Genomic DNA, 11736 nt, shown 5'->3' with positions numbered 1-11736 from the left:
CATTGCGCTCTGCTGTGTCGTGTCCTGGCGAATATCATGGTTGACTATACTGCAGCGCCAATCTTCAACGACCTCTCCTGCAGCTGTTTTTACTGATATTGAAAGAACGCTTCTCGACCGATCAATGCCATCAAACAGACAAGGCACACGACGCGATATAGCTTTTTATATGACCGCTGTCGCTCGCCTGGGTGGTTATCTGGATCGCTCAAGTGATCCTCTCCCAGGAACCACCGTTCTATGGCGAGGCTTCATTCGCTTAGCAGATCTTGTTGCTGGATTCCAAGCTGCCAATCCAGATGCATCATCGACTTGTGGGTAATTGCAAGTCCACCAACCCCACCTGTTGCGGCCTGAGCTAGACCGGTAGAGTGTCTTTCCAGCACCAGGGCAGCAGCGTGCCGAGGTCGTCATCCTCGCCGAGAGTTGGCAGGGTCTCGAACACGAACTGCAGGTACTCGTAGGGTGAGAGGCCGTTGGCCTTGGCCGTCTCGATCAGGCTGTAGATTGCCGCGCTGGCCTGGGCACCGCTCGGTGTGTGGCTGAACAGCCAGTTCTTGCGGCCGACGACGAAGGGGCGAATGGCGTTCTCGGCCGGGTTGTTGTCCAGCGGGATCAACCCGTCATCGAGCACAAGCAGGAGAGAGTATGACGCGGGTTAGGGATCTGCTGGGGCACTCTAGCTTGCTAGTAACGAGTCGATACAGCCACATTTTCGACGCAGGGCTGGATGATGTAGGAAAACGATTGCCACAACTCAGCGCGGCGTTCTGCGACCAAACTACGACCAGACACTGAACTAAAGCCGACAAGAGCCAAATTTCAGGCAAAAAAAAGGGGCCTAAGCCCCTGATTCTAAAAATGGTGCCGGTGGCCAGACTCGAACTGGCACACCCGTAAAGGCGGCGGATTTTGAATCCGCTGCGTCTACCAATTCCGCCACACCGGCAATGGAGGCGAATTATACGCAGATCGCCCGTCAAGTCAATCACATCGCTGACTTTATCCACCTAAAGCGCTATCCTAGGCGGCTTGTTTGACCACAGAAAAGAGCTTATTCACATGCAGCGTGCGGACTTCCATTTCGAGCTACCCGATGAGCTAATTGCCCGCTACCCGTCCGAGCAGCGCAGTGATTGCCGCTTACTGTGTGTGGATGGTCAAAGCGGCGCGCTGGCTCATCGCCGCTTTCCTGACCTGCTGGACCTACTTGAGCCGGGCGACCTGCTGGTGTTTAACGATACCCGCGTGATTCCCGCCCGCCTGCATGGCCATAAGGCCAGCGGCGGCAAGGTAGAAATGCTGCTGGAGCGCCCGCTGGATAGCCACCGGGGGTTGGCGCATATCCGCTCAAGCAAGTCGCCCAAGCCGGGCACTGAGCTGATTTTCGAAGGCGACATCCACGCCGTGGTCGAAGGCCGCCGCGACGCCCTATTCGAGCTGCGCTTTTTAGGCGACACGCCAATGATCGCACTGCTGGAAAAGCACGGCCATATGCCGCTGCCGCCCTACATCACTCGGGAAGACGAGCTGAGCGACCGCGAACGCTATCAGACCGTGTATGCGCGCCGCGACGGTGCCGTGGCCGCTCCTACGGCGGGGCTGCACTTCGACCAGCCGCTGCTGGACGCCCTGGCCGAAAAAGGCATCAACAGTGCTTTCGTGACGCTGCACGTTGGTGCGGGCACCTTCCAGCCGGTGCGGGTGGACAACATCCTCGAACACCACATGCACAGCGAGTGGATCGAGGTGACCGACGCGACCTGCCAACAGATTCGCGAGACGCAAGCCGCCGGTAAACGCGTGATCGCCGTGGGAACGACGAGCGTTCGCTGCCTGGAGAGCGCCTGCATGAAGAGCAGCGACGGCAAGATTGCCCCATTCAGCGGTGACACCGATATCTTCATCTACCCCGGCTATGAATGGCGCTGTGTGGATGCGCTAATCACTAACTTCCACCTGCCCGAATCCACCCTATTGATGCTGGTATCGGCGTTCGCGGGGTATGAGCACATCATGCAGGCCTACCGTACGGCAGTAGAAGAGCGCTACGCCTTCTTTAGCTATGGCGACGCCATGCTGCTGACCCGCTAACCGCCGCGCTTACCGATTGATTAACGAGTTATTGTGATGCGAAACGAATGCTTTATGCGCTTCGAGCGCCTAGCCGAAGACGGCCGCGCGCGCCGTGGCCGCCTGCACTTTCCCCGAGGCACGGTGGAAACCCCCGCGTTCATGCCGGTCGGCACCTACGGTACGGTCAAGGGCATGACGCCCGAGTCGGTCAAAGAGATCGGCGCGGAAATCATCCTGGGCAATACGTTCCACCTCTGGCTGCGCCCCGGCACGGATGTCATTGAAGCCCACGGCGACCTGCACGACTTCGCCCAGTGGGATAAACCGATCCTGACCGACTCCGGCGGCTTCCAGGTGTTCTCGCTGGGTGAAATGCGCAAAATCACCGAGCAGGGCGTGCATTTCCGCTCGCCGGTGGATGGCAGCAAAGTGTTCATGGGGCCGGAAGAGTCCATGGCGGTTCAGCGCTCGCTGGGCTCTGACGTGGTGATGATCTTTGACGAGTGCACGCCCTACCCGGCCACGTTCGAAGAAGCCGAAAAATCCATGGAGCTGTCGCTACGCTGGGCCAAGCGCTCTCGCGATGCCCATGGCGATTCGCCTTCCGCACTGTTCGGCATTATCCAGGGCGGCATGCACCCTGAGCTGCGTGAGCGCTCGCTCAAGGGGCTACTTGAGATTGGTTTCGACGGTCTCGCCATCGGTGGCCTCTCGGTGGGCGAACCCAAAGAGGAGATGATCAAAGTCCTCGATTACCTGCCCACCTGGATGCCGGACGACACCCCGCGCTACCTGATGGGTGTGGGCAAGCCGGAAGACCTCGTTGAGGGCGTACGCCGCGGTGTGGATATGTTTGACTGCGTGATGCCCACGCGCAACGCTCGCAACGGCCACCTGTTCACGTCAGATGGCACTGTTAAAATCCGTAACGCCAAGCACCGTTTTGACACACGCCCGCTGGATGAAGAGTGTGATTGCCATACCTGCCAGAATTTCTCTCGTGGCTATCTGCACCACCTTGATCGCTGCAATGAAATGCTGGGTTCCATGCTCAATACCATCCATAACTTACGCTACTACCAGCGTGTGATGGCTGATTTGCGCGCGGCAATCGAAGCGGGTACATTGACGACCTTTGTGGAAAGCTTCTACGCAAGGCGCGGCCTCCCGGTGCCTCCCCTTGCAGAATCTGACACCTAAACAATAAAAGCCACTGGCTGAGGCGAGTGGCTTAATCCGTTCACCCATTGAGTGTTCTAACCCAGGAGTTCCCTGCAATGCTGGATTTCTTCATCTCACCAGCCCATGCCCAAGAAGCCGCTGCTGGCGGTGGCATCGCGCAAATTGTCATGCTGGTCGGCTTCGTACTGATTTTCTACTTCCTGCTGTGGCGCCCGCAAGCCAAGCGCGCCAAGCAGCACAAACAGCTGGTCTCCGGCCTCGCCAAGGGCGATGAAGTCGTGATCGGCGGCGGTTTGGTTGGCCGCGTGACCAAAGTCAGCGACGAGTTCCTGACCCTGGAAGTCTCTGAAGGTACCGAAGTCAACGTGCAGAAAAACGCCGTGGCTGCCGTACTGCCTAAAGGCACCATTAAGTCCATCTAACGCTTGCACTCCCCCCCTGCCGACCCAGTGCCAGCCACCCCGGCAGGGGTGACATGGTAGCGTCGATGGTGAACGTTGCTGTGCGCAGCCTGTCTGTGCACAGCGATTCCGTTTGTAATTGAAGGCAGGGCTTGCATGCTCAACCGTTACCCTCTGTGGAAGTATCTGCTGATACTGGTCGTCCTGGTGGTTGGCCTTATCTACTCGCTTCCCAATCTATTCCCCGCAGATCCCGCCATTCAGGTGAGCGACGCCCAAGGCAACGCCCTGGATGAACGGCAAATTACCCGCGTTGAAGAAGCGCTCAGCGAGCGCGATATCGCCGTCAAAGCCGTTGAAGAGAACAATGGTCAATGGCTGATTCGTCTGCAAAGCGACGATGACCAGCTCGACGCGCGGGATATTGCCGCCGAAGTGCTTGGCCCCAATGCGACCGTGGCGCTCAACCTTGCCGATGCGACACCTGGCTGGCTGCAAGCTTTTTCTGCTTCCCCGATGACGCTGGGCCTTGATTTACGCGGTGGCGTTCACTTCCTACTGGAAGTGGATATGGACGCCGCGCTGACCCAGCGCCTTGAGGTGAACGCCAGCGCCATCCGCGAACTGCTGCGCAGCGAGCGTATTCGCTACCGAAACACCACCATCGACGAACGCTCGCTATCGATCGACTTCGCCAGCGCCGAAGACCGCGACGCCGCCCGTCGTTTGATCAGCCGCGACTTCCCCAACTTCGAGTACACCAGCGAAGGGGATGGCCGTACCTCTAGGCTAGTGATGACGCTAAGCGACATGGCGGTAAACGAGATTCAGGACTACGCCATCAACCAGAACTTGACCACGCTGCGTAACCGCGTGAACGAGCTGGGCGTCGCCGAGCCCATGGTACAGCGCCAAGGCCCGAGCCAAATCGTGGTCGAGCTACCCGGCGTGCAGGACACCGTGGCCGCCAAGCGGATCGTCGGTGCGACGGCCAACCTCGAATTTCGTCTCGAGGCGCGCCACGATACACCGGATGCCGAAACCGAACGCTTCGAGTTTCGTAACGACCCGGCCCGCTCAGCGGAGCTGATGCGCGATGTGATCATTACTGGTGACAGCGTTTCCAGCGCCAGCAACAGCTTCGACGAAAACGGTCGCCCTCAGGTCAACATCAACCTGGACGGCACCGGCGGTACGCTGATGAACCGCGCCACGCGCACCAACATTGGCCGCAACATGGCGGTGCTGTTCATCGAGCATAAAAGCGAAGACCGCATCGAAGTCGACCCGGAAACCGGCGAAGAGACCATCGTTCGTGAGCCCTACACCGAGCGTGGCCTGATCAGCTTGGCGACCATTCAAAGTGCACTGGGCAACAGCTTCCGCATCACCGGCCTCGACTCCCCCACCGAAGCCGCCGAACTCGCTCTGCTGCTGCGTTCCGGCTCGCTCGCCGCGCCGATTTACTTCGTGCAAGAGCGCACCATCGGCCCCAGCCTGGGCGCAGAAAACATCGAACGCGGCTTGCTATCGGTGCAGATCGGCCTGCTGCTAGTCGTGCTGTTTATGCTGGTGCGCTACAAGGTATTCGGCGTTTTTGCCAACATCGCCCTGGCGCTCAACCTCACGCTGCTAGTCGCCGTGATGTCGATGCTGGGCGCTACGCTCACGCTACCCGGTATTGCCGGTATCGTGTTGACGCTGGGCATGGCGGTGGACGCCAACGTGCTTATCTTTGAGCGGATACGCGAAGAACTGCGCAACGGCATGTCGATTCAGCAAGCTATTTACGCGGGTTATGAACGGGCGTTCACCTCGATTGTGGATGCCAACATCACCACGCTGCTGGTGGCGGTGATTCTGTTCTCGATTGGCACCGGCCCGGTAAAAGGCTTTGCCGTTACGCTCTCTATCGGCATTTTGACGTCGATGTTCACTGCGCTGCTGGTGACGCGCGCCATGGTCAACCTGACCTATGGTGGCAAGCCCGTCAAAAAGCTGCGGATCTAATCTCGATGGGATCTCAACACGCGCTCAGCACAGAATTTAAGAGGTGGTAATGAAACCCCTATCACAACTGCGCATCGACTTTATGGGACGGCGCAACCTTGCGTTTATCGTCTCGGCCGTGATGCTGATTGTCTCTATTGGCGCCATTTTGTTTCAGCAGCTCAACCTGGGCCTGGACTTTACCGGCGGCACCCTGGTGGAAGTGCGCTACGGCGTGGCACCTTCACTGGATGCCATTCGCCAACTGCTGGAAGACAGCGGTTTCCAAGATGTCTCGGTACAAACCTTTGGCGCTTCAACAGAAGTATTGATTCGCCTGCAGCAAGCGTTTGATGGCGACGTGGGTAACGAGGTTGTCAATCTGCTGCGTGCCAATGGCGATAGTGTCAACTTAGTGCGCGCCGAGTTCGTGGGCGCCCAGGTCGGCGACCAGCTGCGTGACCAGAGCGGCTTAGGCCTGCTCGTCGCGCTGGGCGTGGTGATGCTTTACGTAGCTTTCCGCTTCCAGTACAAGTTCGCCCTTGGTGCCCTGCTTGCCCTGCTGCACGACGTGATCATCGTGGTAGGCGTGTTCGCGCTGTTCCAGCTCGACTTCGACCTAACGGTGCTGGCAGCCATTCTGGCGGTCATCGGCTACTCGCTGAACGACACCATCGTCGTGTATGACCGCATCCGCGAGACGATCCGCACCTCGCGTATCGACGATATGCCGCAGATTTTCAACGAGGCGATTAACGCTACGTTGTCGCGCACATTAGCCACCTCAGGCACAACCGTGCTGGTACTGCTAGCGCTGCTGCTGCTCGGTGGCGATATGATCGAGAACTTCGCGATTGCCCTGCTGGTGGGTATCGTGGTGGGTACGTTCTCATCTATCTATATCTCCGGCGCCCTGTTGATTCCGCTGAAACTCTCTCGGGAAGACCTGATTCCCACCAAGAAAGAAGTGGATGAAGAGGAAGAAGAGCTGCCCTAAACGCGTTATAGCAGCCAACGAAAAGGCCCTGCCGAAATCAACCGGCAGGGCCTTTTCATATCTTCACACCTAACGCGCTCTTCTTAAAAGTGCGGCGCCAGCTGCTTAATCAGCGCTTTGTAGAGGCGCGGGCCAGCGGCCATTAGCTGGCTTTCAGCATTCACGGTCGGCTTCCCGTCCGGAGTGCCCATCAGCGCGCCCGCTTCTTTTAGCAGCAGCGTACCTACCTGCATATCCTGCTCTTCTAGGCCCAGCACAAAGACGCTGTCTACACGTCCTGCGGCCAGCTCGCACATATCCAGCAGGCCGCTGCCGGTCGCTACCAGGGTTTCTACCTGCGGCGCAAGCTGCTGGGTAATGGTTAAGTAAGCAGGCAGATGACTCGGGCGCAGCCAGGTTTCTGGCAGGCTCATCGCCATGCGTGTGGCAGGAATAGCGGTTGGTTTGCTAACCCGCATGCGCTTGTCGTTGTGCTGAGCGCCGCGGCCGCGACTGGCGATATATTCGTCATCACCAAAGGGAGAGATCACCACCGCGTGTTCGGGGCGACCTTTAACGAGACACACCACTGAGAGTGCAAAGCCCTTACCTGCTACCGCCAAGTTGGAGTAGCCGTGCAGCGGTTCAATTTTCCATACGGTATTTTCACCTTCGCCTTCACCCGCTTTATAGGGCGTATAGCGGCCAGAGAAGCCGTGCAGAGGGTAGCCACGCTGCAGTTGTTGAATGATGGTCGCCTCGGCTTTACGCGCCGTGTCTTCCAGCAAGCGGTCGAGGTTAAATTCCTCATGGGCGTTTTCGATACGTTCGCGAACGCGTAAAAAGTGTTCAACAGCGCCACGCGCGGCGCGCAGCGTAAATTGGACCATCGGATTCATGATCGGGCCTTGTCACAGTGATGTTAAAGAACGGTTCAGGCGCAATACGCCTTTTGGCGGGCAATTCTAACAGAGGCCCCTCGGGCATGCCATCGACTCATGCTAAACTGCGCGTTTTACGCACATGAACCGGGCCTACTATGCTTGAGCGCATCCGAATTGTTTTAATTGGCACCAGCCACCCTGGCAACATTGGCGGCGTGGCACGCGCCATGCACAACATGGGCTTAGCTGATTTAGCCCTGGTCGCTCCTCGCTGCGATGTGATCACCCAAGACAGTATTTCTCGCGCCTCAGGTGCCGACCATCTACTTCACCAAGCTACAGTGCATGCCACACTTGAAGAAGCCGTGGCCGATTGCACGCTAGCTGTTGGCGCCAGCGCCCGCTCGCGCACGCTGCCCTGGCCGATGATCTCGCCTCGGGAACTTGCCGAGCGCCTACCCGGCGAATGCCAGCCAGAAAATGCCCGTGTGGCGCTGGTGTTTGGCCGTGAAGACAGCGGCTTAACCAACGCCGAGCTGCAGCGCTGCCATGCCCATGTGCATATTCCGACCAACGCCGATTTTAGCTCGCTCAACCTTGCCGCGGCGGTTCAAGTGGTGGCCTACGAGTGTCGCATGGCGTGGCTAAGCCAGGCAGATGCCCCAACTGCTGCCGATGATAATGACGAGCTAGCAACCCACGAAGAGCTTGAGCGCTACTTCGAGCACTTAGAGCGCACGCTAATCGCCATCGAGTTTCACGACCCTGCCCTGCCGCGCCAGCTCATGGCACGCCTGCGACGCCTCTATTTACGGGCACGGCCTGAAAAGATGGAGATGAACATTCTGCGCGGCATCCTCTCGGCGACTGAAAAATCCGCTAAAAAGAGTGGAACCGGTAGTGTGAACCAAGAGAACGCCGACACATCCGCGTAGCACATAACGGCGTACTAATCACAAGAGGCGCCAGCAAAGCGGCAATGGCCTAAACTTGAAGTTACAACAACGCGCCCCAACATCGTCTTTTCGACTGCCGCTTTGCACTCACCATATTCCAATACTGTATTACTGCTGCCTCCCTTAACGCCCAAGGATCACCCATGTTTCAACGCCTGCGTGAAGACATCAATAGCGTATTTGACCGCGACCCGGCGGCACGTAATTTTCTTGAGGTGCTGACCAACTATCCCGGCCTGCACGCCCTGTTGCTGCACCGCTGCGGCCACTGGCTGTGGAAAAAGAACTTTAAGTGGCTAGCACGAACGCTATCGACCTTCTCCCGCTGGCTCACTGGCATTGAAATCCACCCAGGCGCAACCATTGGGCGGCGCTTTTTTATCGACCATGGCATGGGCGTGGTGATTGGTGAAACCGCACAGGTGGGCGATAACGTCACGCTCTACCAAGGCGTGACGCTAGGCGGCACCAGTTGGAACAAAGGCAAACGTCACCCTACGCTGGAAGATGGTGTGATTGTTGGTGCCGGCGCCAAGATACTGGGGCCGTTTACCGTGGGCGCAGGTGCCAAAATTGGCTCTAACGCGGTAGTTACAAAAGAGGTGCCAGCGGGAGCAACGGTGGTCGGCATCCCCGGCAAAATCGTCAAACGCGCCGCCCCGGATATGGAAGAGGCGCTGGATATCGACCCGGCCCGCCGGGAAGCCATCTGCCAGAAGTTTGGTTTCGATGCCTATGGCGTCAGCCAAGACATGCCCGACCCGGTGGCGCGCTCGATGCAGGCCATGCTCGATCATATGCACGCCGTGGACGAGCGTATCGAGCGCATGTGCTCAACGCTTCGCAAGCTCGACGCCAACTACCGCGATGGCCAGTTACCGGCTCTGCGAGATGAGGACTTTGCCGATATTCTGGATGAAAACGATACCGGCTGCCCTGGCCTTGGTCATACTGCCCAGGAACGCAGCAGCCCATCACCGGAAAGCAGCACCACGCGCAATAGTTGACCAAAGCACTCAGGATTTCCATAATGGCGCAACATTTGCTGCCAGCGCGCTGAAAGCTCAGCGACGAGGGGTACCTGCTATGCGCTTGACGACAAAAGGCCGTTACGCCGTTACGGCCATGCTGGATTTGGCGCTTAACGCCCCCAGCGGCCCTACCAGCCTGGGAGATATCTCCCTGCGACAGGAGATCTCGCTCTCTTACCTGGAGCAACTCTTCGCAAGGCTGCGCCGGGCGGGGCTAGTTAGCAGCGTGCGCGGGCCGGGTGGCGGTTACCTACTGGCCAAAGCACCCGAGGAGATCAGCGTCTCTCTGGTGATTGATGCAGTCAACGAAACCGTCGACGCGACCCGCTGCCAGGGGCTATCCGACTGCCAGCAGGGCGATACCTGTTTAACGCACCATTTATGGTGCGAGCTATCCGGTCAAATTCGCAGTTTTCTCGACGATATTACGCTGGCGCAGTTGATACAGCGCCCTGATGTGATCCGCATCGCTACCCGGCAAAAACAGCGGGTCGATGCTGGCATCCTCGCGTCTTCCCCCTGAAGGTATTTACTGCACGCTGGAATCTATGACGATGACCTCCACTCCCTCTCTGCCCATTTATCTCGATTATGCCGCCACGACGCCGGTCGATGGTCGTGTGGCTGAGGTGATGCAGCGCTACCTCACGGTAGACCAGCTGTTCGCCAACCCCGCTTCCCGCAGCCATATGCTGGGCTGGCAGGCCGAGCAGGTGGTGGAACAGGCGCGCCGCCAAGTGGCCGATATGATCGGCGCTGATCCGCGTGAAATCGTCTGGACCAGCGGCGCCACCGAAGCCAATAACCTAGCGCTAATTGGCTTTATGCGTGCTAACCGCGAACGTGGCATGCACCTTGTCACTTCCAGCATTGAGCATAAAGCGGTGGTAGACACCGCCAAGGCACTGGAGAGCGAAGGCTTCGAGATCACCTGGCTAACCCCAGGGCGCGATGGACGCATCACCCCTGAGCAACTGCGTGCCGCCATGCGCGACGACACGGCACTGGTATCGCTAATGGCGGTGAATAATGAGCTAGGCAGCATTCATGATATTGCCGCCCTAGCGGAAGTCACCCATGAGTTCGGGGCGGCGTTCCACACCGATGCCGCCCAGGCGGTGGGGCGTATTCCGCTCGACGTGGTCGCTCAGCATATTGATTTGATGTCGCTATCAGGCCACAAAGCCTACGGGCCTAAAGGGGTCGGCGCTCTGTATGTGAAACGCCACCCAGATATTCGCGTCGAGGCACTCATTCATGGTGGCGGCCACGAGCGCGGCATGCGCTCCGGCACGCTGCCGACTCATCAGATTGCCGGGATGGGTGAAGCGTTTAACGTCATGCAACAGCAGCAGGATGCGGATCAGGCCCATATTGCGGCGCTACGCGAACGCTTTCTAAGCGGCTTATCAAACCTGGAAGGCATCATCCCCAACTCCCCACTGGAGAACGCCGTTCCCAACATCTTGAACTTGGCGTTTGAAGGCGTGGATGGCGAGGCACTGCTGATGGCGCTTCGGGATGTGGCCGTGTCTACCGGCTCTGCCTGCAACTCGGCAAGCGTTGACCCGTCTTATGTACTACTGGGCATTGGTACGCCCCGTCGGCTCGCGCTCTCATCGCTGCGTATTAGCTTTGGGCGCTTTACCCAAGAGGCCGATATCGACCACGCATTAACCCTACTGCGCCACGCGGTGAGCGGCTTACGTGCGACCGCACGTTAGGCGGCTGACGCTCTCCTGACGCACTGCTAACGACTTCTTAAAGGAGAACGCTCCATGGCAACACTAAACATTACGCCCGCTGCAGCTGAACAAATTCAGCGTGTGCTCGACGAGCGCGGCCAGGGTCTAGGCCTGCGGGTATCCGTTAAACCCAGCGGCTGTTCCGGCTACAGCTATGTGCTTGATTTTGCCGATGAAGCACAGGATGACGATGTGCGTTTCGAAGATCACGGCGCAAGCGTCTACGTGGCTCCTGATGCCGTCGAGATGCTAGACGGCAGCGAAGTGGATTACGTCAACGAAGGCTTGAATCGCTTTTTCCGCTTCAACAACCCCAATGTAAAAGATCAGTGCGGCTGCGGTGAAAGCTTCACAGTCTAAGCTATCCGCCGTGGCTGTTGCGCATATCACCGGTATTCATACCCCCCGGGAGGCGCTATAATCGCGGCCACTCGGCAGCCGATGCAACATACGGCCCTAGCCGACCACTTTTTTCCTGCGCCGCCCCGGCTTTCCG

At 58.4% G+C, this 11736-nt stretch carries 11 protein-coding genes, 1 tRNA gene and 2 pseudogenes; 11 read left to right on the top strand and 3 right to left on the bottom strand.

What is annotated here, in order from left to right:
- Nucleotides 1–322: pseudogene (locus BMY49_RS17175) on the top strand (hypothetical protein); the annotation flags it as partial.
- A 36-nt stretch (nt 323–358) separates the two neighbouring features.
- Here the strand turns inward: BMY49_RS17175 and BMY49_RS05725 are convergent.
- Together BMY49_RS05725 and BMY49_RS05720 are read right to left on the bottom strand one after the other, a co-directional pair.
- A pseudogene (locus tag BMY49_RS05725) lies at nt 359–643 on the bottom strand (IS66 family transposase); the annotation flags it as partial.
- A gap of 219 nt (nt 644–862) precedes the next feature.
- A tRNA-Leu gene (locus BMY49_RS05720) sits at nt 863–949 on the bottom strand.
- 113 nt (nt 950–1062) lie between these two features.
- Here BMY49_RS05720 and queA point away from each other — a divergent pair.
- The 5 genes from queA (at nt 1063) to secF (ending at nt 6645) form a co-directional block, all read left to right on the top strand.
- Nucleotides 1063–2094: a tRNA preQ1(34) S-adenosylmethionine ribosyltransferase-isomerase QueA gene (gene queA / locus BMY49_RS05715; RefSeq protein WP_089675182.1), complete on the top strand. Its 1032-nt coding sequence runs from the start codon at nt 1063–1065 to the stop codon at nt 2092–2094.
- A gap of 54 nt (nt 2095–2148) precedes the next feature.
- Complete coding sequence (gene tgt, locus BMY49_RS05710; protein WP_083602330.1) at nt 2149–3276, top strand: tRNA guanosine(34) transglycosylase Tgt; 1128 nt, start codon at nt 2149–2151, stop codon at nt 3274–3276.
- A gap of 77 nt (nt 3277–3353) precedes the next feature.
- Nucleotides 3354–3680 carry a preprotein translocase subunit YajC gene (gene yajC / locus BMY49_RS05705; protein WP_044628915.1) on the top strand — a complete coding sequence of 109 codons (327 nt, stop codon included), beginning with the start codon at nt 3354–3356 and terminating at the stop codon, nt 3678–3680.
- 135 nt (nt 3681–3815) lie between these two features.
- Nucleotides 3816–5669, top strand: a complete 1854-nt coding sequence (gene secD, locus BMY49_RS05700; RefSeq protein WP_089675181.1) for a protein translocase subunit SecD — start codon at nt 3816–3818, stop codon at nt 5667–5669.
- A gap of 49 nt (nt 5670–5718) precedes the next feature.
- On the top strand, nt 5719–6645 hold the full coding sequence (gene secF, locus BMY49_RS05695; RefSeq protein ID WP_062359889.1) for a protein translocase subunit SecF: 927 nt from the start codon (nt 5719–5721) through the stop codon (nt 6643–6645).
- A gap of 83 nt (nt 6646–6728) precedes the next feature.
- Here secF and BMY49_RS05690 read toward each other — a convergent pair whose 3' ends face one another.
- The gene (locus BMY49_RS05690) at nt 6729–7523 is read right to left on the bottom strand and encodes an inositol monophosphatase family protein (protein WP_089675180.1); all 795 of its coding nucleotides are present in this window, start codon (nt 7521–7523) and stop codon (nt 6729–6731) included.
- A 140-nt stretch (nt 7524–7663) separates the two neighbouring features.
- On the opposite strand from BMY49_RS05690, the gene trmJ reads away from it, so the two are divergent.
- The 5 genes from trmJ to BMY49_RS05665 all read left to right on the top strand — a co-directional run bounded on the left by trmJ (nt 7664) and on the right by BMY49_RS05665 (nt 11600).
- Entirely contained in the window at nt 7664–8443 is a 780-nt protein-coding gene (gene trmJ / locus BMY49_RS05685) for a tRNA (cytosine(32)/uridine(32)-2'-O)-methyltransferase TrmJ (protein ID WP_054641571.1), read from the top strand.
- 164 nt (nt 8444–8607) lie between these two features.
- Entirely contained in the window at nt 8608–9471 is an 864-nt protein-coding gene (gene cysE, locus BMY49_RS05680; protein ID WP_062359893.1) for a serine O-acetyltransferase, read from the top strand.
- Between the two features lie 79 nt (nt 9472–9550).
- The gene (locus BMY49_RS05675; protein WP_044628921.1) at nt 9551–10018 is read left to right on the top strand and encodes a Fe-S cluster assembly transcription factor; all 468 of its coding nucleotides are present in this window, start codon (nt 9551–9553) and stop codon (nt 10016–10018) included.
- A gap of 25 nt (nt 10019–10043) precedes the next feature.
- Entirely contained in the window at nt 10044–11219 is a 1176-nt protein-coding gene (locus tag BMY49_RS05670) for an aminotransferase class V-fold PLP-dependent enzyme (protein ID WP_371827817.1), read from the top strand.
- A 54-nt stretch (nt 11220–11273) separates the two neighbouring features.
- Nucleotides 11274–11600, top strand: coding sequence for a HesB/IscA family protein (locus BMY49_RS05665; protein WP_058579867.1), 327 nt, complete (start codon nt 11274–11276; stop codon nt 11598–11600).
- The last annotated feature ends 136 nt before the right edge of the window (nt 11601–11736 follow it).

Origin of the sequence: Vreelandella aquamarina (assembly GCF_900110265.1) — a bacterium.
In the GTDB taxonomy this organism is placed as follows: Bacteria; Pseudomonadota; Gammaproteobacteria; order Pseudomonadales; family Halomonadaceae; genus Vreelandella; species Vreelandella aquamarina.
The sequence above is the reverse complement of the archived record's forward strand: the minus strand, read 5'-3'. Positions and strand labels throughout refer to the sequence as shown.

Bases quoted from the DNA above. Each gene is read 5' to 3' on its own strand.
- cysE (WP_062359893.1), top strand. From the start codon at position 8,608: ATGTTTCAACGCCTGCGTGAAGACATCAATAGCGTATTTGACCGCGAC.
- BMY49_RS05675 (WP_044628921.1), top strand. From the start codon at position 9,551: ATGCGCTTGACGACAAAAGGCCGTTACGCCGTTACGGCCATGCTGGAT.
- trmJ (WP_054641571.1), top strand. From the start codon at position 7,664: ATGCTTGAGCGCATCCGAATTGTTTTAATTGGCACCAGCCACCCTGGC.
- yajC (WP_044628915.1), top strand. From the start codon at position 3,354: ATGCTGGATTTCTTCATCTCACCAGCCCATGCCCAAGAAGCCGCTGCT.
- BMY49_RS05665 (WP_058579867.1), top strand. From the start codon at position 11,274: ATGGCAACACTAAACATTACGCCCGCTGCAGCTGAACAAATTCAGCGT.
- tgt (WP_083602330.1), top strand. From the start codon at position 2,149: ATGCGCTTCGAGCGCCTAGCCGAAGACGGCCGCGCGCGCCGTGGCCGC.
- BMY49_RS05690 (WP_089675180.1), bottom strand. From the start codon at position 7,523: ATGAATCCGATGGTCCAATTTACGCTGCGCGCCGCGCGTGGCGCTGTT.
- BMY49_RS05670 (WP_371827817.1), top strand. From the start codon at position 10,044: ATGACGATGACCTCCACTCCCTCTCTGCCCATTTATCTCGATTATGCC.
- secD (WP_089675181.1), top strand. From the start codon at position 3,816: ATGCTCAACCGTTACCCTCTGTGGAAGTATCTGCTGATACTGGTCGTC.
- queA (WP_089675182.1), top strand. From the start codon at position 1,063: ATGCAGCGTGCGGACTTCCATTTCGAGCTACCCGATGAGCTAATTGCC.
- secF (WP_062359889.1), top strand. From the start codon at position 5,719: ATGAAACCCCTATCACAACTGCGCATCGACTTTATGGGACGGCGCAAC.